Source organism: Methanocaldococcus jannaschii DSM 2661 (genome assembly GCF_000091665.1).
Classification (GTDB): Archaea; AGJL01; Methanococci; order Methanococcales; family Methanocaldococcaceae; genus Methanocaldococcus; species Methanocaldococcus jannaschii.
Genome location: NC_000909.1, coordinates 525,634 through 549,614 on the forward strand (window position 1 = coordinate 525,634; position 23,981 = coordinate 549,614).

The 23,981-nt window shown below is 31.0% G+C and carries 34 protein-coding genes; 18 read left to right on the plus strand and 16 right to left on the minus strand.

Annotation, left to right across the window (positions count from 1 at the left end):
• The first annotated feature begins 18 nt into the window (after positions 1-18).
• The 12 genes from MJ_RS03120 (at position 19) to MJ_RS03175 (ending at position 7,330) form a co-directional block, all read left to right on the plus strand.
• The gene (locus tag MJ_RS03120) at positions 19-726 is read left to right on the plus strand and encodes a ribosome assembly factor SBDS (protein WP_064496552.1); all 708 of its coding nucleotides are present in this window, start codon (positions 19-21) and stop codon (positions 724-726) included.
• A gap of 42 nt (positions 727-768) precedes the next feature.
• Positions 769-1,047 carry a 50S ribosomal protein L37Ae gene (gene rpl37A, locus MJ_RS03125; protein WP_010870097.1) on the plus strand — a complete coding sequence of 93 codons (279 nt, stop codon included), beginning with the start codon at positions 769-771 and terminating at the stop codon, positions 1,045-1,047.
• Between the two features lie 62 nt (positions 1,048-1,109).
• A complete protein-coding gene (locus tag MJ_RS03130; protein ID WP_064496553.1) occupies positions 1,110-1,250 on the plus strand; it encodes a DNA-directed RNA polymerase subunit P in 141 nt (46 codons plus the stop codon).
• A gap of 1 nt (position 1,251) precedes the next feature.
• Positions 1,252-1,761 carry an rRNA maturation protein gene (locus MJ_RS03135; protein ID WP_010870098.1) on the plus strand — a complete coding sequence of 170 codons (510 nt, stop codon included), beginning with the start codon at positions 1,252-1,254 and terminating at the stop codon, positions 1,759-1,761.
• 10 nt (positions 1,762-1,771) lie between these two features.
• On the plus strand, positions 1,772-2,014 hold the full coding sequence (locus MJ_RS03140) for a KEOPS complex subunit Pcc1 (protein WP_064496554.1): 243 nt from the start codon (positions 1,772-1,774) through the stop codon (positions 2,012-2,014).
• Positions 2,015-2,026: 12 nt separating this feature from the next.
• Positions 2,027-2,257, plus strand: coding sequence for a 50S ribosomal protein L18Ae (rpl18a, locus tag MJ_RS03145; RefSeq protein WP_010870099.1), 231 nt, complete (start codon positions 2,027-2,029; stop codon positions 2,255-2,257).
• A gap of 161 nt (positions 2,258-2,418) precedes the next feature.
• Positions 2,419-2,844 carry a DUF2666 domain-containing protein gene (locus tag MJ_RS03150; protein ID WP_010870100.1) on the plus strand — a complete coding sequence of 142 codons (426 nt, stop codon included), beginning with the start codon at positions 2,419-2,421 and terminating at the stop codon, positions 2,842-2,844.
• Between the two features lie 84 nt (positions 2,845-2,928).
• Positions 2,929-3,981 carry a radical SAM protein gene (locus MJ_RS03155; protein ID WP_064496555.1) on the plus strand — a complete coding sequence of 351 codons (1,053 nt, stop codon included), beginning with the start codon at positions 2,929-2,931 and terminating at the stop codon, positions 3,979-3,981.
• 19 nt (positions 3,982-4,000) lie between these two features.
• On the plus strand, positions 4,001-4,870 hold the full coding sequence (locus MJ_RS03160) for a DNA adenine methylase (protein WP_010870102.1): 870 nt from the start codon (positions 4,001-4,003) through the stop codon (positions 4,868-4,870).
• 19 nt (positions 4,871-4,889) lie between these two features.
• Positions 4,890-5,489 carry a hypothetical protein gene (locus MJ_RS03165; protein WP_010870103.1) on the plus strand — a complete coding sequence of 200 codons (600 nt, stop codon included), beginning with the start codon at positions 4,890-4,892 and terminating at the stop codon, positions 5,487-5,489.
• A 53-nt stretch (positions 5,490-5,542) separates the two neighbouring features.
• On the plus strand, positions 5,543-6,415 hold the full coding sequence (locus MJ_RS03170) for a type II restriction endonuclease (RefSeq protein ID WP_010870104.1): 873 nt from the start codon (positions 5,543-5,545) through the stop codon (positions 6,413-6,415).
• A gap of 123 nt (positions 6,416-6,538) precedes the next feature.
• Complete coding sequence (locus tag MJ_RS03175; protein ID WP_064496556.1) at positions 6,539-7,330, plus strand: sulfide-dependent adenosine diphosphate thiazole synthase; 792 nt, start codon at positions 6,539-6,541, stop codon at positions 7,328-7,330.
• A gap of 2 nt (positions 7,331-7,332) precedes the next feature.
• On the opposite strand, the gene MJ_RS03180 is transcribed toward MJ_RS03175, so the two are convergent.
• From MJ_RS03180 to spcS, 10 genes are all read right to left on the minus strand, one after another.
• Positions 7,333-8,118 (minus strand): hypothetical protein, encoded by a 786-nt coding sequence (locus tag MJ_RS03180; protein WP_010870106.1) that lies wholly within the window; start codon positions 8,116-8,118, stop codon positions 7,333-7,335.
• A gap of 39 nt (positions 8,119-8,157) precedes the next feature.
• Positions 8,158-9,438, minus strand: a complete 1,281-nt coding sequence (gene hemL / locus MJ_RS03185; protein ID WP_064496557.1) for a glutamate-1-semialdehyde 2,1-aminomutase — start codon at positions 9,436-9,438, stop codon at positions 8,158-8,160.
• 68 nt (positions 9,439-9,506) lie between these two features.
• Complete coding sequence (locus MJ_RS03190) at positions 9,507-9,809, minus strand: nucleotidyltransferase domain-containing protein (RefSeq protein ID WP_010870108.1); 303 nt, start codon at positions 9,807-9,809, stop codon at positions 9,507-9,509.
• Positions 9,806-10,210 carry a HEPN domain-containing protein gene (locus MJ_RS03195; protein WP_010870109.1) on the minus strand — a complete coding sequence of 135 codons (405 nt, stop codon included), beginning with the start codon at positions 10,208-10,210 and terminating at the stop codon, positions 9,806-9,808. The genes MJ_RS03190 and MJ_RS03195 overlap by 4 nt, the downstream gene beginning before the upstream one ends.
• 74 nt (positions 10,211-10,284) lie before the next feature.
• The gene (locus tag MJ_RS03200; protein WP_010870110.1) at positions 10,285-10,560 is read right to left on the minus strand and encodes an EMC6-like membrane protein; all 276 of its coding nucleotides are present in this window, start codon (positions 10,558-10,560) and stop codon (positions 10,285-10,287) included.
• A 1-nt stretch (position 10,561) separates the two neighbouring features.
• The gene (locus MJ_RS03205) at positions 10,562-10,801 is read right to left on the minus strand and encodes a hypothetical protein (RefSeq protein WP_010870111.1); all 240 of its coding nucleotides are present in this window, start codon (positions 10,799-10,801) and stop codon (positions 10,562-10,564) included.
• A 19-nt stretch (positions 10,802-10,820) separates the two neighbouring features.
• A complete protein-coding gene (locus MJ_RS09855) occupies positions 10,821-10,949 on the minus strand; it encodes a hypothetical protein (RefSeq protein WP_280109655.1) in 129 nt (42 codons plus the stop codon).
• Positions 10,950-10,973: 24 nt separating this feature from the next.
• The gene (locus MJ_RS03210; protein ID WP_010870112.1) at positions 10,974-11,897 is read right to left on the minus strand and encodes a manganese-dependent inorganic pyrophosphatase; all 924 of its coding nucleotides are present in this window, start codon (positions 11,895-11,897) and stop codon (positions 10,974-10,976) included.
• Positions 11,898-12,136: 239 nt separating this feature from the next.
• A complete protein-coding gene (locus MJ_RS03215; RefSeq protein WP_010870113.1) occupies positions 12,137-13,444 on the minus strand; it encodes an APC family permease in 1,308 nt (435 codons plus the stop codon).
• A gap of 11 nt (positions 13,445-13,455) precedes the next feature.
• Positions 13,456-14,760: an O-phosphoseryl-tRNA(Sec) selenium transferase gene (gene spcS, locus MJ_RS03220; protein ID WP_010870114.1), complete on the minus strand. Its 1,305-nt coding sequence runs from the start codon at positions 14,758-14,760 to the stop codon at positions 13,456-13,458.
• A gap of 124 nt (positions 14,761-14,884) precedes the next feature.
• Here spcS and MJ_RS03225 point away from each other — a divergent pair, with 124 nt between their 5' ends.
• From MJ_RS03225 to MJ_RS03240, 5 genes are read left to right on the plus strand one after another with little or no spacing between them, the layout of a single operon-like run.
• Complete coding sequence (locus MJ_RS03225; RefSeq protein ID WP_064496558.1) at positions 14,885-15,457, plus strand: rhomboid family intramembrane serine protease; 573 nt, start codon at positions 14,885-14,887, stop codon at positions 15,455-15,457.
• Between the two features lie 18 nt (positions 15,458-15,475).
• Complete coding sequence (locus tag MJ_RS03230) at positions 15,476-16,051, plus strand: site-2 protease family protein (RefSeq protein WP_010870115.1); 576 nt, start codon at positions 15,476-15,478, stop codon at positions 16,049-16,051.
• The gene (locus MJ_RS03235; RefSeq protein ID WP_244409480.1) at positions 16,048-16,572 is read left to right on the plus strand and encodes a phosphatase PAP2 family protein; all 525 of its coding nucleotides are present in this window, start codon (positions 16,048-16,050) and stop codon (positions 16,570-16,572) included. Before MJ_RS03230 ends, MJ_RS03235 begins: the two co-directional genes overlap by 4 nt.
• Positions 16,573-16,581: 9 nt before the next feature.
• On the plus strand, positions 16,582-16,710 hold the full coding sequence (locus tag MJ_RS09860; RefSeq protein ID WP_280109656.1) for a hypothetical protein: 129 nt from the start codon (positions 16,582-16,584) through the stop codon (positions 16,708-16,710).
• Entirely contained in the window at positions 16,667-18,007 is a 1,341-nt protein-coding gene (locus MJ_RS03240) for a prephenate dehydrogenase (protein WP_010870117.1), read from the plus strand. The genes MJ_RS09860 and MJ_RS03240 overlap by 44 nt, the downstream gene beginning before the upstream one ends.
• Positions 18,008-18,299: 292 nt before the next feature.
• Here MJ_RS03240 and MJ_RS03245 read toward each other — a convergent pair whose 3' ends face one another.
• The 4 genes from MJ_RS03245 to purE all read right to left on the minus strand — a co-directional run bounded on the left by MJ_RS03245 (position 18,300) and on the right by purE (position 21,256).
• The gene (locus MJ_RS03245; protein ID WP_010870118.1) at positions 18,300-19,334 is read right to left on the minus strand and encodes a DUF123 domain-containing protein; all 1,035 of its coding nucleotides are present in this window, start codon (positions 19,332-19,334) and stop codon (positions 18,300-18,302) included.
• Positions 19,335-19,423: 89 nt separating this feature from the next.
• Complete coding sequence (locus tag MJ_RS03250) at positions 19,424-19,804, minus strand: DUF22 domain-containing protein (protein WP_064496559.1); 381 nt, start codon at positions 19,802-19,804, stop codon at positions 19,424-19,426.
• Positions 19,805-20,060: 256 nt separating this feature from the next.
• Entirely contained in the window at positions 20,061-20,711 is a 651-nt protein-coding gene (locus MJ_RS03255; RefSeq protein WP_010870120.1) for a V-type ATP synthase subunit D, read from the minus strand.
• Positions 20,712-20,782: 71 nt separating this feature from the next.
• A complete protein-coding gene (gene purE, locus MJ_RS03260; protein ID WP_010870121.1) occupies positions 20,783-21,256 on the minus strand; it encodes a 5-(carboxyamino)imidazole ribonucleotide mutase in 474 nt (157 codons plus the stop codon).
• Between the two features lie 108 nt (positions 21,257-21,364).
• Here purE and MJ_RS03265 point away from each other — a divergent pair, with 108 nt between their 5' ends.
• Positions 21,365-21,952, plus strand: a complete 588-nt coding sequence (locus MJ_RS03265) for a FumA C-terminus/TtdB family hydratase beta subunit (protein ID WP_010870122.1) — start codon at positions 21,365-21,367, stop codon at positions 21,950-21,952.
• Here MJ_RS03265 and MJ_RS03270 read toward each other — a convergent pair.
• Together MJ_RS03270 and tes are read right to left on the minus strand one after the other, a co-directional pair.
• Positions 21,947-22,243 (minus strand): DUF167 domain-containing protein, encoded by a 297-nt coding sequence (locus MJ_RS03270; RefSeq protein ID WP_010870123.1) that lies wholly within the window; start codon positions 22,241-22,243, stop codon positions 21,947-21,949. The genes MJ_RS03265 and MJ_RS03270 overlap by 6 nt on opposite strands.
• Positions 22,224-23,744 (minus strand): tetraether lipid synthase Tes, encoded by a 1,521-nt coding sequence (gene tes / locus MJ_RS03275; RefSeq protein ID WP_010870124.1) that lies wholly within the window; start codon positions 23,742-23,744, stop codon positions 22,224-22,226. The genes MJ_RS03270 and tes overlap by 20 nt, the downstream gene beginning before the upstream one ends.
• Positions 23,745-23,981 lie beyond the last annotated feature (237 nt).

Genomic DNA, 23,981 nt, shown 5'->3' on the forward strand with positions numbered 1-23,981 from the left:
AATGTGGGGAGGGATATTATGGTGTCCTTAGAAGAGGCAGTAATAGCAAGATATACATCCCATGGCGAAAAATTTGAAATTTTAGTTGACCCATATTTAGCGGCTAAGCTTAAAGAAGGGCAAAATGTAGATTTTGATGAGCTTTTAGCTATTGAAGTTGTATTTAGAGATGCAAGTAAAGGGGAGAAAGCCCCTGAAGAGTTACTATCAAAAATATTTGGAACAACAGATGTTAAAGAAATTGCTAAAAAAATTATATTAAAAGGTCAAGTTCAATTAACTGCTAAGCAGAGAGAAGAAATTAGAGAACAAAAAAAGAGGCAAATTATAACCATAATTAGTAGAAACACAATAAACCCTCAAACAGATACTCCACATCCACCGCATAGAATTGAAAAGGCAATGGAAGAGTTAAGAATTAACATAGACATTTATAAAAGTGCTGAAGAACAAGTCCCTGAAATTGTTAAAAAGCTTAAAAAAGTTCTACCTATTAGATTTGAAAAGAGAGATATCGCTGTTAAAATCCCAGCAGAATTCGCTTCTAAGGCATATAATGCTTTATACCAATTTGGAGCTGTTAAGCAGGAAGAATGGCAGCCAGATGGTTCTCTAATTGTATTAATTGAAATACCAAGTGGTATTGAAGCGGAGTTTTATGCTCATCTAAATAAAATAACCAAAGGAAATGTCCAAACAAAGGTTGTTAAGAAATACAGTGAATAATTTATAGATATTAAATAGATATTAAAGACGAGGTGAGAGAGTATGTTCAGCCACACAAAGAAAGTAGGTCCAACAGGAAGATTTGGACCAAGATATGGTTTAAAAATAAGAGTTAGAGTTAGAGATGTTGAAATTAAAGCTAAAAAGAAATATAAATGTCCTGTCTGTGGATTTCCAAAATTAAAGAGAGCTTCAACATCAATATGGGTTTGTGGAAAGTGTGGAGCTAAGATAGCTGGAGGAGCATACACACCAGAAACAGGTGCAGGAAAGGCTGTTATGAAGGCAATTAGAAGAATTGTTGAGAGAAAAGAAGAATAACTTTTCATTATTTAGCATTATTATTTTATAAATTTTTATAACTTTTATTTTTGGGGATGTATATGGTAGAATACAAGTGTTTAAACTGTAAAAAGATAATAAAACTTGAAGAGCTGGGAAAAAGAGCAAGATGTCCTCACTGCAGTTATAAGATATTGGTTAAACTTAGACCAAAAGTAGTTAAACATGTAAAGGCGAGATAAAATGATACTAACAACTTCAAGAAAACCCTCCCAAAGAACAAGAAGTTTTGCGAGAGATTTAGAGAGAACTTTAAATATTCCCTATGTTCAGAGAGGGAAGCTTTCATTAAAGGAGATTTTTGAAATTGATAAGCATGTTCTTTTAATTGGTGAGTTTAAAGCTAACCCTGGAACTTTAGTTGTTTATGATGTTGAAAATGAAAAAAGACTATCAAGCTTTATCTCTGTTAAATTACAGAGAGAGATTTGTGGAGAGAAAATATATAATGATGATGGAATAAGAATAAAAATAAGTAGAGAACTTAAAGATAACGAGGAATTTCAAAAATACTATGAAATTTATGATGAATTTTTATTCCAACATTTAAATATTAATGAGGATAGTGATATAACATTGAGGTTGGAAAAAGACCCAAAATATCTATTTGCTATACAATTTTATAAAGGGAGAGTTAAAATAGGGCCTTTGATTAGAATAAAATCTATTAAGTTGTTTGACAGCCTTTTATAAAGGGATTTTCATGAATTCTTTTGAGTTAATATTGGAGTTTGATAGTGAGGAAGAGGCTGAAATTATCTATAAATCCATATTTTTGGAACATTTAACTTCTCAAATAAAATCCTCCGCCACAATGGAAATAAATAAAAATATAATAACGATAAATGTTAAAGCTAAAGATATTTCTATATTAAAGGCATCTATCTATTCCTACTTAAGATGGATAGGTGTTGCACAAAACATTTATAAGATTTGTAAAGAATGAGGAGGTGGTAATTTGGCTAAGATATTTAGAATAACTGGAATTATGAGCAAAAAAGGTAAAGACCCATTATACTTTAGAAAGGAATACAAAGCATTAAAACCAGAAGATGCTTTAGAGATATTATACTCTGAATTTGGAGGAAGATACAAAGTTAAAAGAAGTAGAATAAAAATCTTAAATATTGAGGAAATAAAGCCAGAGGATGTAACAGACCCTGTCTTAAAGAAATTAGTTACTGCCTAATAGAGACTTAATTAAAGAGAATGATAACCTTCGCATCTAAGTCTTAAATTGATTATTATATAAACTGTAAAATCTCAACATCCATCTTTTTTGTTTATTTTTTTATTTTATAATCCATTTTTAACATTCAATTAAGTCTAAAATTTTATTTTGGTGAGATTGTGGAAGATAAAATTGAGTTTATGGCTAAGCATAAAAAATGGTTCGTAGTGAAAAAATTAAAAATAGATGAAAATACTGAAGATATTGAGATAGCGAGGTTATTGGCATCAATAGATGAGACAGTTTTAAATAAAATCCCTGAATATTTGCCATTTGATATGAATAAGTTGTATGAGATTGCAGATGGAATATATCAAAAGAAAAAAGGAAGGATTACAGAAGAAGAGATTGCAGAAGTTTTAAAGAAATTAAAATCTCCAGCAACTACAAGAAAATTAAATGAGATTACTGAATCAAAGGAAGGTAAGGAGATATTAAAAGCTATTTTAAATAACATAATATTAGAGAGATTAGGAATTCAAACAAGAGTTTCTCCAAAAGTTATTGAGAAATATATTGAGAATAGTCAATCTTCAAATAGATAATTAATTTTCTATTATTTAAGCCAAAAGCTTATAAGTTCATTATTAAATAATGAAGTTTGAAGATTGACTATCGGGAGAGAGAAAATGAAGGTTGAAGAAATATTGGAGAATGCAAGAAAGGCATTTAAATTAACAACAAAACATTTCGGAAATACAGTTACATTTGAGAGGGCTCTTTTTTTAGGTTGGTATTGTAATCTAAAACAGCCATGTAAGTTTTGCTACATGGCTACACAGAAAAACAAAATAAAAGACCCAAGAAAGGCAAGAAGAAGATTGGAGAGTGTTTTAGCTGAGGCAATTTTAATGAAAAGAATTGGTTGGAAATTAGAGTTTATCTCTGGTGGTTATGGCTATACACCCAAAGAAATAAATGATATTGCTGAAATGGTGGCTTATGTTCAAAAATGTAGGCAGTATTTGAATGTTGGAGTTATTGATTTAGACAACATTAATTTGGATGTAATTGAAGGAGTTGTAGGGGCTGTTGAAACTGTAAGCAAAGATAGGGATTGGATTTGCCCAGGAAAGCCATTAGATAAGATTAAAGATAATTTATTAAAAGCTAAAGAATTGGGTTTAAAGACAGGGATAACAATAATATTAGGATTAGGAGAAAAAGAGGAAGATATTGAGAAGTTATTAAATTTAATTGAGGAGTTGGATTTAAATAGAATTACCTTCTACTCTCTAAATCCACAAAAAGGAACTATTTATGAAAACAAACCATCAGTAACTACAATAGAGTATATGAACTGGGTTTCTTCTGTTAGGTTGAATTTCCCAAAGATTAAGATTATTACTGGAGTTTGGGTTGACAAAATTCCAATGATAAGCCCATTAATTATGAGTGGCTCCAATGTAATAACCAAATTCCCATTATTTTCAGTATTTGGAACAAAGGAAGCTCATTGGATAGAGAAAGAGATTTTAGCAACTGGTAGAGAGTTGTTAGGGACATTTACAGATATTGATATCTTGGCTGGAAAAAAAGTGTTAGAGAAAACCCCATACATAGAGGAAGAGATAAATATAAGTAGCGAAAATATTAAGAGGGTTGAGGAGCTTAGAGAAAATATAAATGAGAGAATAGAAAGTTATGTATCTAAAGTTTTAAGGAAGATTAAAGCCAGTTAATCTAATTTTTTGGGATAAAATGGAAGTTAAACCTTTTTTAAAATGGGCTGGAGGAAAAACACAAATTTTAAGTCAAATAGAAGAAAATTTACCAAAAGAATTGAAGGAAGGAAACATTAAAAAATATATAGAACCCTTTGTTGGTGGAGGGGCAGTTTTATTTTACCTTTTACAAAAATACGAATTTAAAAAAGTTATTATCAGTGATATTAACGAGGATTTGATGCTATGCTATAAAGTTGTTAAAAATGATGTCGATAGATTAATTGAGGAGTTATCATCCTTAAGGGATGAATTTTTATCATTGGATGAAGAAAAAAGGAAAGAATTTTATTATAAAGTTAGAGATGACTTTAACAAAAACAAGAATGATTGTGATGAAGTTAAAAGAGTGGCACAGTTTATATTTTTAAATAAAACATGTTATAATGGGCTATATAGGGTTAATAAAAAAGGAGAATTTAATGTTCCTTATGGAAGGTATAAAAACCCAAAGATTTTTGATGAACAAAATTTGAAAAATGTTTCAAAATTATTAAAGAACGTTAAAATCCTCTGTGGAGATTTTGAGATTGTTGATGAGTATGTTGATGCTGAAAGCTTTGTTTATTTCGATCCACCATATAAGCCGTTAAATAAAACATCTTCCTTCACATCCTATACAAAGTATGATTTTAACGATGATGATCAAATTAGATTGGCAAAATTTTATAGAAAATTGGATAAAAGAGGGGCTAAGTTGATGTTAAGCAACTCTTATAATGTTGATTTCTTTGGAAAGCTTTATGAGGGCTTTAATATAAAAAAGGTTGTTGCTAAGAGGATGATTAACTGCAAAGGAGATAAAAGAAAAGATGGTATATATGAGTTATTGATTATGAATTATTGAATAATTTTAAGGTGATTTAATGCAAATAAAGCCATTTGAAGAGAATAAGCCCTATCCAGAATGGGATCCAGATGAGCCAGATAAAGTCCCAGGAATTCCTAATTGGAATAGAAATTTTGGAAATATCATAATAGAATTTGATAAAGGTACTCGAACATGTTATTATCATAGAAAAAAGAAAAATAAATATGATGTTGAATGTGGAGATTACAGAATAAAAATTACGTATTCACAAAAAAATTGGAATAAAAAAGTAGTTTATGACAATGATGCTTGGAAATGGTTAGTTGATTGTTTAGATCCAACGGAAATTAATAAATTCTTATGCCATCTATGTAAAATACTTGATATGAATATAGATAAAGATGTTTATGATTACCTAATCAATAATGTTAATTTTAGTGTAAATAACAATGACTTGAGGGCATTATTATATTATTTCTGGCATCGTGCAATCATTGAAGATAGAATATACTCACAAAAGAAGGGATATAACGGAAGAAAGCAAGTAATTGGTGCAACTTATGAAGTATTAAAAGAATTACGTAATAATCAAAATAGAGTTTATTTATATGAAAAATGTGATGAGATTTATAAAATGGCAAAAAAGAAATTGTAAAGAATTGTATAACGAATTAACGAAGAAACCATCAAAATAATTAAGGGATATTTATGAATTTTGAATACATCATTAACAGCCTCTTAGAAACCATAAAAACCTACAATTTCTTTGTAGATTGGGAAAAAATTGAAAATAATATAAAAAAGATAGAGAAAAGATTACATATCCTAAATTATCTAATTGGAAAAGAGAATTTTAAAGAGGAGTTTTTTGAATTACTAAAAGAGTATCCAGAGGTTATTACTGTTTTTCCAATTTTAATAGCTGTTAGAGATAACAAAATAACAATTTTAAACGAAAATATGGAATTAGAAACCTTAGAATTTAAAGAAAAGAAATATTTAACTGATGAAGAAATTGAAAGATATTATAAATTTTTTAAAGAGACTGGATTGGAGGATTTGTTAAAAAATAGAAAAATAAAGAATTTAGTGGATTATGTTTTTGGTGTTGAGGTAGGAATGGACACCAATGCAAGGAAAAATAGAATTGGAGATTTAATGGAAAATATTGTTAAAAAATATATTGAAAATCTATGCAAACAAAATAAAAACCTTGATTATATCTTCCAAGCAACAAAAGATAAAATAAAACAAAAATGGGGAATAAATTTAACATTGGATAAAACAAATAGAAAATTTGATTTTGCAGTTTTTAATAAAAACACTAAAAAGTTATATCTCATTGAAGTTAATTTTTATAGTGGAGGAGGTTCAAAGTTAAAAGCTACTGCTGGAGAGTATAGATCATTAAATGAATTTATAAAAAACAATAACAATAATGTTCAATTTATATGGATAACTGATGGAAAGGGATGGAATACAGCAAAGAATCCATTAAAAGAAAGTTTTAATAGTGGAGTTGTTATATTAAACTTAAAAATGGTTAAAGAAGGATTATTAAAAGAAATATTAACTCAGTAATATTAGATTTAAAATTGTGAATGATACCATTATTCAATTTCCAAAATGTATAAAAACTTGATCTTGAAAATAATATTGAAACTAAACTTTAAATAATATTAAAAATTACAGATGGTGAATCTAATGAATATAAAGGATATAAAGTTGAATGCAGATGAAACAAAAACAACTAAAGCTATATTGAAGGCAAGCTTTGATATGTGGTTAGATATTGTTGAAGCTGATGTTGTTATAGTTGGAGCTGGACCAAGTGGTTTAACATGTGCGAGATATTTGGCAAAAGAGGGCTTTAAAGTCGTTGTTTTAGAGAGGCATTTAGCATTTGGTGGAGGAACCTGGGGAGGAGGAATGGGCTTCCCATACATTGTTGTTGAAGAGCCAGCTGATGAGTTGTTGAGAGAGGTTGGAATTAAGTTAATTGATATGGGAGATGGTTATTACGTTGCTGACTCTGTTGAAGTTCCTGCCAAATTGGCAGTTGCAGCAATGGATGCTGGAGCTAAAATATTGACTGGAATTGTTGTTGAAGATTTAATTTTAAGAGAGGATGGAGTTGCGGGGGTTGTTATAAACAGCTATGCAATTGAAAGGGCTGGATTGCATATTGACCCATTGACTATAAGAAGTAAAGTTGTAGTTGATGCTACTGGGCATGAGGCTTCAATAGTTAATATCCTTGTAAAAAAGAACAAGTTAGAGGCAGATGTTCCTGGAGAAAAATCAATGTGGGCTGAAAAGGGAGAAAATGCATTATTAAGAAACACAAGAGAAGTTTATCCAAATCTATTTGTTTGTGGAATGGCTGCCAATGCCTCTCATGGCGGATACAGAATGGGGGCAATATTTGGTGGAATGTATTTATCAGGGAAATTATGTGCAGAATTAATTACTGAAAAGTTGAAAAATAAAGAATAATTTTAATTTTTTATACTCTCTTTTAATAAAACAATCTGCTCTCTCAATTTGTGATTTCCCACTTTTCTGGCAATATTTAAAATTGATTCAATCTCTTCATCAAAATTTTTTAAAATGCCTTCCTCAATTCTATAAATCTTTAAATTTATTAAGAAGAGGGCTTCATAATCAAAAGATGATTTAAATTCTTTTTTGTCTATAAAGTCTTTAACCATCTCTAAAATTTTTATAATTGACAATCTCTTCTGTATAAATTCTTCAGTTAATTTTCTCCTTCTTCTTCCAGTTAATAATAGCTCAATCTCATTTTTTAATTCATAACTTCCAACTCTTAAAGCCATGTTAGTTAAGCTCCTAACTTCGGAATTATAATCTAAAACAATCCCATTATCCAACCTCAAAATTTTTAAACCAATTAGATTTAGGATGAGTTTATCTTCATAAGATTTGTATGGCTTCTTCTCTATATAACTCTTTAGATACTCTAAAATCTCAATAATCTTTTTTATTTTATTTTTTTGGGATTTTGTTAATCTTTTCCTTTCTCCAAATAGTAAAAGGCTTATTTCCCTCTTCATATCAAAACTACCAACTTTTTTAGCTATTTCTGAAATTTTGCTTGCTATTGGTAATATATCATCATCTAAAACATATCCTTTTTCAAGGTAATCTAACATCAATCTTATAATTGCCTTCTCATCACTGCCTTCCTTTGCATACATCTCTAAAATTTCTAAAATATGTATAAATTGCTCAATAATCTCTATTTTGCTTTTTTCTAACAGCATTTGAATCCCTTAAGAGAAAATTATAAAAATAAGTTAAAATTATTCTAAACCCTCAAACACATCCTCCATAGCCTTTATTGTCTTATCAACAACCTCATCATCATGTTTTATTGAGGTAAAGCAACATTCAAACTGTGAAGGAGGAACAAAAACCCCTTTCTCCAACAATCTCCAGAAGTATTTCATAAATTTCTCAGTATCACTCTGCTTGGCAATCTCATAATTCACAACTTCCTTATCATTGAAGTAGATTTGGAACATTGAAGCAATGTTATAAACCTTAGCTTTAATATTATGTTTATCAGCCAACTCTCTTAAAGTATCTGCCAATATCTTAGCAGTTCTTGCTGTTTCTTTATAAAACCTATCATCCAACTGCTTAAGAGTGGCGATTCCAGCAGTTATTGATATTGGATTTCCGTTGAATGTTCCTGCTTGATATATAGCTCCCAATGGAGAAAACTGCTCCATAAGCTCTCTTCTCCCCACAATAGCACCGATTGGAAATCCTCCTCCCAATATCTTTCCTAAGGTAGCTATATCTGGAACTACTCCAAAATACTCCTGAGCTCCTCCCTTAGCTAATCTAAACCCAGTTATAACCTCATCAAATATCAACAAAATATCATTTTCCTCAGTTATCTCTCTTAAAAACTCTAAATAACCTTCTTTTGGTAATATACAACCAACATTTCCCATAATTGGCTCAACTATAATACAGGCAATTTCATCTTTATTTTCATTTATTGCTTTTTTTACAGCATCTTCATCATTAAACGGAATTAAGATAGTATTTTTTGTTGTCTCTTCTGGGATTCCTGGAGAGTTTGGATGTCCGTGGGTTAGAGCACCACTTCCACTCTTAACCAAAACATAGTCATGAGCTCCATGATAAGCTCCATCAAACTTAATAATCTTCTTCCTTCCAGTAACTCCTCTTGCCAATCTTATAGCTGACATCGTCGCCTCAGTCCCAGAATTAACAAATCTAACCATCTCAGCACATGGAACTCTTTTAACAACCTCTTTAGCTAAAATAATCTCTTTCTCTGTTGGGCATCCATAAGCACTTCCTAATTCAAGTTGCTCTTTAACTGCTTTAATCACAGCATCATTTGCATGCCCTAAAACCATCGGCCCGTAAGCTAAGCAGTAATCAATATAGCAGTTTCCATCAACATCAAATAAATAGCAATCTTTAGCTTTCTCAACAAAAAATGGATATGGTTTAAAATATCTAACTGGACTATTAACTCCTCCAACCAAATATTTTTTAGCCTCTTCAAATAATTCCTTTGACTTGTCCATTTTTAAGGCCATATTTTCACCTTTACATTTTCTCATTAACTTCTTCCATAATGGAGAGGAATTAACCATCGATTTTATTCTTAATACAACACTCTTCCTTCCTCTAAAACATTCCTATGGAATGACCAATTTATTTTTTTATTAAATAATTCCTCACTCTCAACAATTGCATTTATAACAACTCCATACTTCAATAGCAATTTAGTGCATAAATCAATAACATAATCAAAATCCACATCCCCAACTATTAAAATGTCAATATCACTCTCTTCAGTGTAATCTCCCCTTGCATAGCTACCAAATAGTATAATTTTCTTAATTCTACCTCTATATTTTGATTTTAATGCATTCACAAACTCTTTTATTGCTTTTTCTTCATTCATAATATCTCCTTTAATGCCTTTTTTATCCTATCAACAAACATCTCCGCCTCATATATTATTGATTCTGCTTCTTCTTCAGTTGGCTTGTCAGTTGTATAATCTGCCTTCCATCTTAAATTATAACTTTTTGTTATTATTCTCCCATATATTTCTTCAATATATCCTTCATTAACAAAATAAAGCCCAAACATCTTTATTACTCCAGCATGCTTTTTTGGATTGAGATTTTTAGTCAATAATAGCGCCTTTGCAGAATGGAATATAGCATAATATGCCCTCGCAACGGCATCCCTATACAATTTATTTTCAAATAAAATTTTTGCTGCAGATAAATTCTCCTCTGCAATCTCTATAAGTGCTTGAATCTCCTCCCTTATATCTTTATTAAGCAAAGCTTTCACCTTAACAATAAATATATAGCTCCATAGCCTTTAAACCATTTCCAAACTTTCTTCATCATATTCTAATAACCGATTTAAATCAGCCCATTAAACTTCAATACCCAAACAACTATAGCTACCAAAAAGAAAGGTAGAACTCCACAACCAAGCCACTGTTTTTGAGTTAAACTCTCCTCTCCAAATGTTTTAGCAGAAATATGCCCAAAAATTACAGCTCCAATAAATAAAAATATCAAAGTAGCTATTCCACTAAATATCCCCAAACCAGCAGTATATACATAATTTGCCAAATATCCAAAAATAATTCCACCAATTGCGTGAATTAAGCAGCATTTTCCTTCTAAATCCATATTAATCCCTCTTTATATCTTCTATTATATAAAGCTCTATCTTCTCCTTAGGTCTCTTTGAATCAGTAAAAGAGTAATCAACCACAACTTCAACATCATCATTTGCATAAAATTCTTTATTGTTTAGGATTTTATCTCCTATTTCTAACAAAAATGCAAACTTCCTCTTTGTTTTTAATGAACCTTTATCTATCTCAATAATCTCTTTTTTACATTTTGGTTTTATTATGGAGTAGTGCATAAATCATCCCTAATTTTCCTCATTCTTTATTTTTCATCTTTTTATAACTAATCTCATAAAATTCTAAATCTATATCTTCAATATCTCTTTTAAAATCTTTTCCAAGTTCTTTAAGAAGTTCTTTAGAAGTTAATATATCAGCTCCCATAGTATCACAAAAAATTAAAAAGATTTATCCATTATAAGCTCTCTCCAATGGTGGAACAACCTGTTTCTTTCTTGACATAACTCCTTCTAAGAATACACTGTTTCCTTCAACTTTGACATTAAATGCTTTCTCAAACATCTCCTTATTTCCAACAACCAATGCCTCACTACCCTCTTTCATAATATCAGTTATCAAAAAGACGATTAAATCATAGCCCTCATTTTTCAACTTCTCCTCTAACAATTTATAAATATCTTCTTTTTTACTCTCAACTTCACTAACATCTATAACCTCAACCTGCCCAATTCCAACCTTCTTTCCATTGAAATCAAAGTTCTTAAAGTCCATATTTATGATTTCTTCTGGCTTTAACTTACCAACAACTGACTTAGCTTTTAAAATCTCCATTCCAAACTCTTCTATATTGCTTATTCCAGCAATCTCAGCTAATTTTTTAGCCATCTCTTTATCTAAGTCAGTTGTTGTTGGTGATTTAAACAAAACTGTATCTGATATAATTGCACTCAATAAAAGCCCAGCTAAATCTGGTTTTAGCTCTTTCTTCTTACCTCCAATTAAATCTATAGCATCTTTAAAGTAGAGTTCAGCTATAACTGTAGCTGTTGAACCAACTGGCTTAGCATAGTATAAAATTGGCTCAGTTGTTGTTAAACCAACCTTGTGGTGGTCTATAATAGCTATTAACTTCCCTTCTTCTAAATCATCAAAGCTTTGGCTCTTTTCTGAATGGTCAACTAAGATAATCTCTTTACCTTTAGCTGATTCTATCAACTCTGGTTCCATGACTCCAAACTTCCTCAAAACAAACTCTGTTTCTGGGTTTATATCTCCCAATCTTGCTGGATAGCAATCTAAGAAGTAAGCTAAAACAATAGCTGATGCTATACTATCAGTATCTGGATTTTTGTGCCCTACTACATATCTCACTCTCTCACCTTCATTATTTGTTTGTGCTAAATTTTATATAACCGCATAGAGATATATATTTATCCCCAACGAACCGACCCAAATGGAGCATATCCAGAGAGTTGCGATGATAGCGGGTTCGAAGTTGGGGGAACAAAAAAGGAGGTCTGGGCGCGTCGTGGGAAGAGGGCTTTTGCTCAATGAAGATGACCACGATACAGCACGACCTCCTACAGCTTTAATGTTAATAATGTTAAAATTTAGCTTTTAACATACATATTGTTGGAGAATGTTCTTTTTGTTACTTTTCTATAGATAATCTCAAATATCAGCACTCCAATAAATGTTGCTATTATCCCATAAAACACAAATCTATTGGTTATCCACTGATAATACAATAAAAGTAGAAAAACTCCTAATACAACAATAAAGCTAAAGATTACAATCTCTTTTCTCCCTCCAACTTCATCGATAAGGATATAGTGGGAGAGAATAACAAAGAGATATATAACCATAAATACGGCACTTGTTATTGATGCCACCCCCTCCATATTAAACAGTAATGCAAACAACACTCCAAGGGCTGAGGTTATATAAAGTCCCTCTGTGGATTTAAACCATACCTTTCTCTCAAAGAATTCTGGAAGTTCTCCGTCTTTTGCTAATGAATAGGCAACATTAGCCCCTCCGTATATTGTGGCGTTCATTGCTGATGAAATTGAAAATAAAGCTCCTATAGATATTAATAAAAACCCTAAGTTTCCTAAGAATGGTTTTGCCGCCACTGCTAAGGCATTTTCACTGGCTTTAATTAGTTCATCTATTGGTAAATTTCCTATTGCTGAAATGGCTACTCCAACATACACAAACATCACAATCAATATGCTTATAAATATAGCCCTTGGAACGTTCTTTTTAGGGTTTTCAATATGTTCTGAGGCATTAGTTATAACTCCAAAACCCATATATGATAGGAAGAATATAGCTGATGCAAAAATCATCCCACTTACTGCAGATGGGGCTAAATCTGGAATTACATAAGATGGATGAATTGTTATCAACCCAGCAAATATAAACAACCCTAATATTAAGAGCTTAACCAAAACAATAAAAAATTCAGCCCTCCCTACAGCCTTAGAACCAAAGAAATTCAGAGCAGTGAAAAACGCAACTATGCCTATTTCAGTTATGGCAATATTGAATGTATTTATTGGAGCATTTATTAAAGGTAAGAAATAGCCAGCAAACCCTTTTGCAAATAGAGCAATGGATATAACGTAACTCATCCATAATAAAATGCTCAAAGCTCCAGTTATTATATTATCTCCAATGGCTTTATGGATGAATGCAATAGGTCCCGCATTTGAAACTATCTTTGCTCCAAGTTTTGTATAGGAATAAGCAACTAAAAGTGCATAAATTCCAGACAATATAAATGTTTCTGGAAGGTTTCTTCCAGCTATTTTAGCTCCAACTCCAAATATAGAAAATATACTTGCCCCAATCATTACACCAACAGCCATAGAAACAGCTTCCCACAAACTAAGCTTTTTATTTTTTAACTCCATGTTATCCCTTTTTATAAAACCTCATCCAACTTCTCAATAACTTTGTAGATATCCTCTTTTTTAACTCCAATAGCTGAATTTACAACTATATAGTCATAAGGATACTCTTTTAAATAGCAAGTTCCAAATTTGTCATTCCTTCTAACTCCTCTCGGCCCAGTAACTCTCAAATTGTAAAGCTTACCAGCAACATCCAATGGGTCTTTTTTTGTTGTTATACATGAAGAAATTGGATTCTCTACATTCAAAACCTTCTCTCCTTTTTTCTTAGCTAAATCTTCCAATAACTCATTCAATAGCTTTTTACACTCTTTTTGTTCTTTCATTAAATTTAGATAGTCTTTAGTTCCAATTGCCAAGAGAGATATTAAAATATTAACAATTGGATTTGCTGATGCCCTTCCTGGATAAGTAAGAGATATTTCTTTTAAAAAACTCTCATCCTTTGTATAAATTATTCCTCCACCAATTGGCGTAAATAGATTTTTATCTGATGAGCTAACTACAGCATCAATTCTATACTTTAAAGCTTTTTTTAGCTTCTCGATATAGTAAAAATTTTGGATAGCATAAGCACCATTTATTATATGAGGGATGTCATAATCTTGGCATATCTTTGCTATCTCTTTAATATCATCACTCTTTCTTGGTGGGAAAAAAGTTAAAGTGCTTAAAACTACTGGGTTGTTGTTCTCATTAATTTCTTTTCTTATAGCATCTTCAATATCTGAAACCTCAACTTTAACAATATCTCCATCTAAAACAGTCTCAACCAACCTCATCCTCATACCAATAAATGAAGTTGCCTTTATAGGACTTTTATGGGCTGCATAGGGATAGATAACAACATTTGAGTTATATTTTTTCCTTGCTGCTGATAAACAGAGGGCTAAACTCATCCCAGTGGCTACTGGTGTTGCTATCGCATTTACCTTTAACCCTAAAGCTTTTAAAAAACTCTCTAATAATTTATTAGTTAGCTTATACATCACACTTGCTCCTGGAGCTTTTGGTTGAGGGTCTATTAAATTCCCACTCCTTCCAACACCATGGCAGAAATCAAAAACACCATCCCTTTGAAGTTTTGTATAAACCCTTGCCTCTCTCTCACCAATCTGCACAACATTTGGGTCTTTGTCAGTGTCCATAAAAGATAAGAGCCTCAACAATAGCTTTATATGCTCTTCATCGATTCCATTCTCTGGAGCTTTTCTCTGCTCTAAAATATTTTCAATAATTTTTAAGTTTTCTTTTAAAGTTAGTTTTCCCCTATTCTCCATGTGTTTAGGGATGAGTCCAGTTATATTAAGTCCCATTCAATCACCTTTTTATAGGTCAATAACTTATTAAAATAATCTAAAAATGTCACATAAATGTGATATTTGTTATAAAACAATAATATAAACGAATTATAAATAAATGTGTGGGGGAGGGTAGAAAATGATTAACATTTTAATAGTGGGGATTTGCATAGCTATGTTTATTATTAGTGTTTTTATGCCACAGCTATATTACTATTTTGCATTATGGCCAAATCTCTTTACCAATATGCCTTGGCAAGTAATTACAAGCATATTTATGCATGCAGGCATAACTCATTTATTGGTGAATATGTTAGTATTATTTATATTCGGAACATACTTGGAAAATATAGTTGGCTCAAAAAAATATCTCATAATCTTTTTATTCTCAGGAATTATTGGGAATTTAGCATATATTGCCTATGCCTATTTCACTGGGGATTACAACCCATCAGTCGGAGCTTCTGGGGCAATATTTGGAATAATGGGAGCTTTAGCTATTTTAGCTCCACATTTAAGAGTTGTTGTATTTCCCTTACCAATCCCAGTAAATATAAGAGTGGCAGTAATCATATTTGCACTTATAGATTTAATTCTACTCCCTTACTCTTTAAAAACTGGAATTGCACACATAACACACTTAGCTGGGCTTATAACTGGATTAATATTTGGAAAACTACTATATAGGAAAATGGATGTAAGATACTATTAAAAATCCAATGGTGAAAAAATGAGTATCTTTAGATTTTCACAAAGAGAGATAATTGACTTAACAATATCGGTATTGGCAATAGCGTTTATTTTCTCTTATCCAAATTTTTCAATTCTTGTTTTTATTATTAGCTTAATAGCCGTTGGTAGTGGCTTTATATTCCATGAATTAATGCATAGAACTGTAGCAAGGAAGTATGGAGCGTGGAGTGAATTTAGAGCATGGTATGAAGGCTTAATATTAGGTTTTATATTAAAGCTTGTCTTTGGAGCTACATTCATAGCTCCCGGGGCAGTTTATATTTACAAAGATTATTTAACCCCAGAAGAGAATGGAAAAATAGCTTTAGCTGGACCTCTAACAAACGTTGCTTTGGCATTTGTGTTTTTTATATTAATGTTAATCTTTAAACCGGGTTCTTTATTATATTGGATAGGAATTTTTGGATTCCATATAAACCTATTCTTAGCTGGCTTTAATATGCTTCCAATACCTCCATTTGATGGAGAAAAAGTTTTAAAATGGAATCCATTTATTTGGGCAATTGTTGGACTCCCTTTAATTGGATATATGCTATATATGATGTTCTGGTGAAAATCTTGAGTATAAGAGAGATTTTTCAAATACTCTCTTTGATGTATTTGTTATTTTTATACATTGGATTCTTACTCATTTCAAAATTTGATATCTCTTTATCATTAGCATTTTTCTTTCCATGTGTTTTTTGGATATGTTGGGCAAAGATAAAAAATGAAACATGGGATATTCCTAACAGAAAAAATAGATTAGTCCCATTAATTTTTACTTTAATTTATTTATCAATATTAGCAATATTTTGGAAAAATATCTTTATAATAATTTTTCTGGTTAATGTTTTAGTAATTTTAATAATCACAAAATTTTGGAAGATAAGCATGCATAATTATGGATTATCTGCCATGGCTTATCTCATATATGCTTTCACAAACAGTATTTGGTTATCCACCATATATCTAATATTAGTAATCATTACTGGATATGCAAGAATCTATTTAAAGAAACATACAGTTTCTCAAGTTATTGCTGGAACAATTTTAGGAATTTCAGTTAATTATATTTTATTAAATCTTATTTAGGTGAAATTCATGGAAAATAAAAACCTAACAATGAAACTTTTAGAAAAAGTTTCATCAAAATATATATACTACAATCCTATAAAGGGGGAATATTATGAAAAATACGAACTTAACAATCTCAATTATTGGAGGAACTGATGGTTTAGGGAAGTGGTTTGCAAGATATTTAAAAAATAAAGGGTTTAACGTTATAGTTACTGGGAGAGATATTGAGAAAGGAAAAAATGTTGAGAAAGAGTTAGGGGTTGAATTTACTAACAACAACATTGAAGCTGCTAAAAAAGGAGATATTGTTATTGTAGCAGTTCCAATAAATGTTACAGAAAGGGTTATAAAAGAGGTAGCTCCTCATGTTAGGGAAGGATGTTTATTAATGGACATAACCTCAATTAAAGAGATTCCTTCAAAAGCTATGGAAGAGCATGTTAAAGAGGGAGTTACAGTTATTCCAACCCACCCAATGTTCGGCCCATCAACACCTTCTTTGTTAAGACAAGTGGTTATCTTAACCCCTTCTGAAAAGCATAAAAATACTGAGTGGTTTAACAAGGTTTATAATTTTTTAAAGAAAGAAGGGGCTAAGGTTATAGTCATCCCTCCAGAAAAACATGATAGAATTATGGGGATTGTTCAGGGTTTGACTCACTTCGCCTTTATATCTTTAGGAGCAACGTTAAAAGAACTCAACGTTGATATAAAAGAGTCAAGAAAGTTTGCCTCCCCAATATACGAGTTGATGATTTCTATCATTGGGAGGATTATAGGACAGAATCCCTATTTATATGCTGACATCCAAATGTTTAATCCAAGGATAAAGGAGATTCATGAAACCTTTATAAATCAGTGTAAGGAAATCAGTGAAATTGTTAAAAATAAAGATAGAGAAGGTTTTGTTAAGATAATGAAAGAAGCTGCAAAGCATTTTGGTAGTGAGGCAAAGAGAGGGGCTTATTATTCAGATAAGGCCGTGTTTGCATTAACATCTGAAATTGAAAAGCTAAATAAACTCATTGGTAAAGATGTGGCTGTAAAAAATATAAATTCAAATGTTGTTCATTTTGGAGTTTTAAAAGACATTGAAGATGATTACTTAATATTAAATAAAAATGGCAAAGAGCAGAAGTTTAATATTTTAAGGGTTGAGGTATTTGCTGGAGATGAGTTGAGTAAACTAAAAAAGAAGCACTTAGAAAAAAAATATATAGATGTGTCTGTTTTATTTAAAAAGGATGTTGATGAGGAAGTTATTTTAAATTTATTAAAGAAAATGTTCGATATTGAGATAATTGATGTTTATGAGGGAGAAAAAATAGAAGAAGGGTATAAAAGTATAACATTTAGAATTTATGGATACAATAAGGATGAGTTAAAAAATATAGAAAAGGAATTTTTGAAGATAATTAAAAATATTGGTGGAAAGGAGAGATTTAAGTAAATTATGGTTTTAAATAGAAGAGATGACTCTTACAGCATAGGAGGAGACCTCCTATTGCTATGAAACTTTTAGAAAAAGTTAAATGAAAATCAAAGATTTTCATAGCCCGAAGCTAACGCTTCGGTTAAATGAAAACTAAAAGAGTTTTCATAGCTGGAAAGCGTAGCTTTCCATTTCATTAAAACAGGATGCATTACCTCGCTTCACTCGGCAATGCCTCTTAATTAAGTGGGGCTGAACGTAGTGAAGCCCCGCTCTGGGTATCCACACCATAGAGGGGGCTACGCCCCCTCTATGGTTTCAAATAAAATAAATGACTCTTACATTTACAATCAGAACATCCAAAGTTCTCAACAAAATCAAATTTTTTTATAAATTCATTTGCAACCTCACACTCAACTCTCTCATTTGTAATATAAATCTCTTCAATCTTACCATATTTTAATAAATAATCAATATGCCAGTGCATCTTTTTATCATCCTTTAAATGCCTCTCTATCCTATTTTTTAAGTTCATTGAATTTCCAAAGGCAGAGCCAATGTAGAAATAATATCCTTTTTTAAAAAATCTCTCTGTTTTTCCAAATTTTATTTTTTTACCTTCTTTTAACCTAATTTTTAAGATGTAAGTTCCTTTTTCATTAGGGATTTTGTTTTTTGAGACTTTTCTAAAATTGAATTTTTTTAATATATTTTCAAAGTGCTTAATTTTTTCATAGTAAGGGCATTTCTCTTTAATTTCTTTAAAACATTTATCACACTTAGATTTTGAAGAACAAATCTCCCTTCCAAAAACCACCAACAAATTATTTATTACTTTCCAATATTTTTTAGGAAGCTTTTTTCTTAATTCAAACTCTGTCTCTTCAGGAGTCTCAGTATCAACTATTTCCCATCTATTACATATCCTATGGACATGGGTATCTACACAAATCCCATCTTTGTTGAAAGCTAAGGTTATAACCAAATTAGCTGTTTTCCTTCCAACCCCTGGGAGCTTTAACAACTCTTCCAAAGAATCTGGAACTTTCCCATTATAATTTTCTTTTAAAATTTTGGCTAATTTTTTTAAATTTTTTGCCTTATTTTTATAAAATCCTGCTGGGTATATCAAATCTGCTAATTTTTCTTCATCTATGTTTAATAAATCATCAACATCCTTAATCTCTTTAAATAGTTTTTTAGAAACCTCTTCAGTTACTTCATCCTTTGTTCTTGCACTTATTATAGTTGATATTAAAACCTTAAAAGGGTCTTTATCTTTGGCTATCTCTGTAACTACTGCATTTTTGTTTAGTTTTTTTAGCAATATTTCAATTAACTCCATAGGAATCCCAAAATTAGCATCTTTCAAAAATAATAAAATTTTGTTAAATTTTCTATAAAGAAATAATAAAAAAGTTTTTAGTAAATTACTTACTCTCTTTTTTCAGCTGCAAGTATAAGTAACATTCCGATTAAATCTCCTTTCTTCACTTCTCCCTCAAATCCACATGCAAACATTGCCATATCAACTTCTCTTTCAACATCTATAGGCATTGGAACCTCTTCTCCCACAGCTACAACATGCCCAACTCTGTGCCTACCGTAAGGACAAATTAACAAAACTGACATTGGAGGAATTTTAATTTTCTTAATTCTTATAGGTTTTATATCACCCTGCTTAAACTCCATATCCTCTTCAGCAACAATTGGTTCAATTTTTGCTTCATTTTTAATTATTAAATCGTACTTTGCCTCTTCTTCCTTAATTTCTTTTTCTATTTTAGTCATTCTTCCAAGTATTCTGAATACCATAAACATCACCAAAAAACTAAGAATTATTTATTATAATTATTTAATTTCTATACTGTCTCGCCCTCTGCCTCCCTTTTCTCAATTCTTGACTTAATCAACTTCAATCTGAAGAAGTTTTCCCTGCAACTTTTAGAAAAAGTTAAACAAAAACTCTTCGAGTTTTTGTAGCCAGAAAGCAAAGCTTTCTGTTAAACAAATCCTTCGAATTTGTAACCCGAAGCTAACGCTTCAGTTGCATCAAAAATTATTTTTGTAATTATACTGTCTCCCCTTCGGCTTCTCTCTTCTCAATTCTCGATTTAATTAACTTCAACCTGAAGAAGTTCTCTCTTTCCATCTCATCCAATCTCATTGATATATACTTTTTGAGAGATTTTAATCTTGGGATAATAACATACTCTAAAGCATTAACTCTTCTTTTTGTTGTTATAATCTCCTCAGCTAAGAGTTTAATTGATGTCTCTATTTCAGCCAATTCAGTTATTAATTCTAAAGCTTCTTCAAATTTCTTAGCTGCTTCATCTAATTTTGAGCTAACTCCGTAAGGTGAGTAGCCTCTTTCACCAACCTTTCTTCTAACGTTGTATATTTCAAAAGTAGGAACAGTAACACCCATAATATTCTTTGTATCCATATCAACTTCTAATTTATCATTCTTAGCTGCTAATGCTGCCTCTTTAACTGCTAAAGTTCCCATAACTGTCTGAGCCATTATCAAATCTTTATATGCCTCAGCTAACTTTGCCTCAACCTTATCCCTCAAATCTGAAGCTTGCTCTATAATTTGGAAGAATTCCATGATTAAAGCATCTCTTTTCTGCTTAAGCAATTTATGCCCTTTTTCTGCCAATTTAATTTTATTTTTTAATTTTAATAACTCCATTCTTGTTGGATTCACTCTCTGCATGTAAATCCCTCTCCACTTTTATAAGTAAAAATTATTAGCAACGTTATAACATAAAAATTTAATGGTTATAGTTATTTAAACATTTCCTTAACTTTTTCATCTGATGCATAAACTTTCTTCTTCATCTTCTCTCTATATTCAATCAATTTTTTTGCAATATTTTCATCTTTTAAAGCTAAGATTTCTAAGGCTAATATAGCAGCGTTTTCTCCTCTATCAATTCCAACAGTAGCAACAGGAATTCCAGGAGGCATCTGGACTGAGCTAAGTAAAGCGTCTAAACCATCTAACTTTGCATCAACAGGAACAGCAATAACTGGTTTTGTTGTTAAGCTTGCTACAACTCCCGGTAGATGAGCGGCTAATCCAGCTATAGCTATAAATACATCAGCCTTTGAATTTTTAACAATCTCCTCAACTAACTCTGGTGTTCTATGGGCAGAGGCAACTCTAACCTCAAACTCTACACCAAATTCTTTTAAAATATTAACTGCTTTTTCAGCTATTTTTAAATCGCTTTCACTACCCATGATTATACATATCATCTTTTCACCAAAAAGGTCTAAATTTTTATGTAAGAGATTTTAAAACTAATTATAAATAAATTATGGTTTTGATTATAGAGTAAGCTATAAAATATCAGGAGGGATATTTTGGAATATACATTTAACAAATTAACAAAAAAAGATGTTAAAAAGCTTAAAGTTGGAGATATTGTCTATTTAAATGGCAAAATATACACTGCGAGGGATGAAGCACATTTAAAAATTATTGAGATGCTAAAAAGCAATGAAAAACTACCTTTTGATTTGAATGAATCTATTATCTACCATGCTGGCCCAATAATGAAAAAAGTAAATGATAGCTGGGTTTGTGTTTCTATAGGCCCAACAACATCTGCAAGGATGAATGATGTTGAAGAGGAGTTCATAAAATTAACTAACATCTCTGCAATTGTTGGAAAGGGAGGAATGAAAAAAGAGTTATTAAAAACTTTTGAAGATTATGGTGTGGTTTATTTAGCAGCTCCAGGAGGTTGTGCAGCTTTGTTAGCTAATTCAGTAAAAAGAGTTGATAACGTATATTTTTTAGATGAATTAGGGATGCCAGAGGCTGTTTGGGAGTTGGAAGTTAATAATTTTGGCCCTTTAATTGTGGCAATGGATAGTCATGGAAACAGCATCTATGAGGAGGTAAATAAAAAAGTTTATGAAAAGCTTAATGAATTGATAGGATTATAAATATCTTTTTAATATTTCAATAACTTCATCTTTTTTAATATCTCCTATCAATACAGTTTTTTGTGGATTTAGCTTTCCAGATACTATTTCAACATCTTTTTTAAAAATTTCCTTAAAAAATTTAATTATCTCCTTGTTTGCCTTCCCTTCTGTTGCAGGAGCTTTTATTTTTATTGATAATCTCTTTCTCCATTCGTTTATACCAACAATTTCATTCTTTTTAGCATTTGCCTGAACATCAATATCAATTAAAACCCCTTCCCTACTCTCTTTAATAATCTTCTCTATCATCTTCTCCTCCTATTTTATGCATTCTTTTCCATTCTTCTAATGGTATTGAGAACTTCTCCTCAACCTCTTGTCTATGTAATGTATTATATGTACAGAATGGGATGATTCTATCATCAGGGGTTGCGTAGTGAATACAGCATCTCATAACCCTTTTAACATCAAAGTTATATGCATCCATAAAGTGCATGCAACTAATCATCAACATGTGGTAGTGAAGTTCAGCTAAAGCACTGTAATCACTCTTTAAAACACTTAAGATTAAATCAATTATCTTTTTTATATTAACTGATTTCGGTGCTTTATCTAAATCAATTAAAGATGGCAATTTTAAAGCAATTTCTCCTAAAACTTTAACATCGTGCATTTTTGATTTTCCAATTTCCTCTATTTTCTCTTTAACAATTTCTAAAAATCCTTCAACATCTATAAATCTTGTAATTGGAATTAGTTTTCCATCTTCATCAACAAATACGTATGTTGAAGTTCCACAGTGTTGATGGGAACTTAAAGTTGGTTTTCTATCATTTGTCAATTTTTCAACTAACACAGAGATTGGAGCTACTGAAGGAACTGGATAGAAATCTTCCTCTGTTATTTCTCCATCTGTTTGTTCCTCAACTAACTTTATAAAGTCAGGAATTGTTATCCTTCCCTCTAAAAGTGTTTTTTCATCAACCCTTCCAGTGAATGAAACTGGTTGGAAGTTAATTCCCCTAACAACATCCACATTCTCAGCAGCATACCTTATAATACCCCCAACTTCATTATCATTAACACCCCTAACCAAGGTAGGAACCAAAACAACACTATCAAATCCTACTTTTTTACAATTTTCAATAACTTTCTGTTTTATAGGAAGGAGGTTTTTACCTCTTGCAACTAAATATGGTTTTTCAGAGATTCCATCAAACTGTAAATAGATTGTTGATAATCCTGCTTCTTTTAGCTTTTTAAGATAATTTATGTTCTTTAATTTTATACCATTAGTTGCAAGTTGAACATGCAGAAATCCCATATCTCTGGCTAATTTTATTAATTCGGGTAAATCACTTCTAACAGTTGGCTCTCCCCCTGCAAATTGAATAGCTGGTGTTGGTGGAATCTCTTTTCTTAAGTTTTCCATCATCCTCTTTATATCTTCAAAAGATGGCTCATAAACCTTTCCAGATTTGTTGGCATTGGCAAAACATATAGGGCAGTTTAAATTACATCTATTTGTTACATCTATATTGGCCAGTATAGTTGTAGATTTGTGATTGGGGCAAAGACCACAATCATAAGGGCAGCCATTCTTTACCTTTGTATTTGTTACTTCAATTTTTCCAATAAACTCATATTTATCAAATTTTTTGTATAACTCAGCATCCCCCCAATAGATATCTTTAAATTCTCCGTGTTCTGGGCAGGTTTTTTTAATAATAATTTTCCCGTCTTCCTCTAAAATTGTCGCAGGGATTCTTTTTAAACATATAGGACAGAGTGATAACGTTTTTTTCTCCATTCCATCACCATAATAATTTGATATATTTAAAATATATGCATGAATATAATATTATTTAATAAAAACATCTCTCATGTCAAAAATTATATAGTGTCTTTTAAAACTTTTTAGAATAACTAAGGCACTCATGAACGCCTTCCAAAGGAAGGCGTTCAAACTTCATTGGTAAATTTTATTATTTTTGTTTTATTATTTTTCGAAAGACATTAATTTTACTCTATGCAATAAAGATAAAAC

What these genes read in the sequence shown, in the direction of transcription:
- MJ_RS03120 (WP_064496552.1), top strand. Translation starts at nt 19, where the DNA reads ATGGTGTCCTTAGAAGAGGCAGTAATAGCAAGATATACATCCCATGGC.
- rpl37A (WP_010870097.1), top strand. Translation starts at nt 769, where the DNA reads ATGTTCAGCCACACAAAGAAAGTAGGTCCAACAGGAAGATTTGGACCA.
- MJ_RS03130 (WP_064496553.1), top strand. Translation starts at nt 1,110, where the DNA reads ATGGTAGAATACAAGTGTTTAAACTGTAAAAAGATAATAAAACTTGAA.
- MJ_RS03135 (WP_010870098.1), top strand. Translation starts at nt 1,252, where the DNA reads ATGATACTAACAACTTCAAGAAAACCCTCCCAAAGAACAAGAAGTTTT.
- MJ_RS03140 (WP_064496554.1), top strand. Translation starts at nt 1,772, where the DNA reads ATGAATTCTTTTGAGTTAATATTGGAGTTTGATAGTGAGGAAGAGGCT.
- MJ_RS03155 (WP_064496555.1), top strand. Translation starts at nt 2,929, where the DNA reads ATGAAGGTTGAAGAAATATTGGAGAATGCAAGAAAGGCATTTAAATTA.
- MJ_RS03160 (WP_010870102.1), top strand. Translation starts at nt 4,001, where the DNA reads ATGGAAGTTAAACCTTTTTTAAAATGGGCTGGAGGAAAAACACAAATT.
- MJ_RS03165 (WP_010870103.1), top strand. Translation starts at nt 4,890, where the DNA reads ATGCAAATAAAGCCATTTGAAGAGAATAAGCCCTATCCAGAATGGGAT.
- MJ_RS03170 (WP_010870104.1), top strand. Translation starts at nt 5,543, where the DNA reads ATGAATTTTGAATACATCATTAACAGCCTCTTAGAAACCATAAAAACC.
- MJ_RS03175 (WP_064496556.1), top strand. Translation starts at nt 6,539, where the DNA reads ATGAATATAAAGGATATAAAGTTGAATGCAGATGAAACAAAAACAACT.
- MJ_RS03180 (WP_010870106.1), bottom strand. Translation starts at nt 8,118, where the DNA reads ATGCTGTTAGAAAAAAGCAAAATAGAGATTATTGAGCAATTTATACAT.
- hemL (WP_064496557.1), bottom strand. Translation starts at nt 9,438, where the DNA reads ATGGCCTTAAAAATGGACAAGTCAAAGGAATTATTTGAAGAGGCTAAA.
- MJ_RS03190 (WP_010870108.1), bottom strand. Translation starts at nt 9,809, where the DNA reads ATGAATGAAGAAAAAGCAATAAAAGAGTTTGTGAATGCATTAAAATCA.
- MJ_RS03200 (WP_010870110.1), bottom strand. Translation starts at nt 10,560, where the DNA reads ATGGATTTAGAAGGAAAATGCTGCTTAATTCACGCAATTGGTGGAATT.
- MJ_RS03205 (WP_010870111.1), bottom strand. Translation starts at nt 10,801, where the DNA reads ATGCACTACTCCATAATAAAACCAAAATGTAAAAAAGAGATTATTGAG.
- MJ_RS09855 (WP_280109655.1), bottom strand. Translation starts at nt 10,949, where the DNA reads ATGGGAGCTGATATATTAACTTCTAAAGAACTTCTTAAAGAACTTGGA.
- MJ_RS03215 (WP_010870113.1), bottom strand. Translation starts at nt 13,444, where the DNA reads ATGGAGTTAAAAAATAAAAAGCTTAGTTTGTGGGAAGCTGTTTCTATG.
- spcS (WP_010870114.1), bottom strand. Translation starts at nt 14,760, where the DNA reads ATGGGACTTAATATAACTGGACTCATCCCTAAACACATGGAGAATAGG.
- MJ_RS03225 (WP_064496558.1), top strand. Translation starts at nt 14,885, where the DNA reads ATGATTAACATTTTAATAGTGGGGATTTGCATAGCTATGTTTATTATT.
- MJ_RS03230 (WP_010870115.1), top strand. Translation starts at nt 15,476, where the DNA reads ATGAGTATCTTTAGATTTTCACAAAGAGAGATAATTGACTTAACAATA.
- MJ_RS09860 (WP_280109656.1), top strand. Translation starts at nt 16,582, where the DNA reads ATGGAAAATAAAAACCTAACAATGAAACTTTTAGAAAAAGTTTCATCA.
- MJ_RS03240 (WP_010870117.1), top strand. Translation starts at nt 16,667, where the DNA reads ATGAAAAATACGAACTTAACAATCTCAATTATTGGAGGAACTGATGGT.
- MJ_RS03245 (WP_010870118.1), bottom strand. Translation starts at nt 19,334, where the DNA reads ATGGAGTTAATTGAAATATTGCTAAAAAAACTAAACAAAAATGCAGTA.
- MJ_RS03250 (WP_064496559.1), bottom strand. Translation starts at nt 19,804, where the DNA reads ATGGTATTCAGAATACTTGGAAGAATGACTAAAATAGAAAAAGAAATT.
- MJ_RS03255 (WP_010870120.1), bottom strand. Translation starts at nt 20,711, where the DNA reads ATGCAGAGAGTGAATCCAACAAGAATGGAGTTATTAAAATTAAAAAAT.
- purE (WP_010870121.1), bottom strand. Translation starts at nt 21,256, where the DNA reads ATGATATGTATAATCATGGGTAGTGAAAGCGATTTAAAAATAGCTGAA.
- MJ_RS03270 (WP_010870123.1), bottom strand. Translation starts at nt 22,243, where the DNA reads ATGATAGAGAAGATTATTAAAGAGAGTAGGGAAGGGGTTTTAATTGAT.
- tes (WP_010870124.1), bottom strand. Translation starts at nt 23,744, where the DNA reads ATGGAGAAAAAAACGTTATCACTCTGTCCTATATGTTTAAAAAGAATC.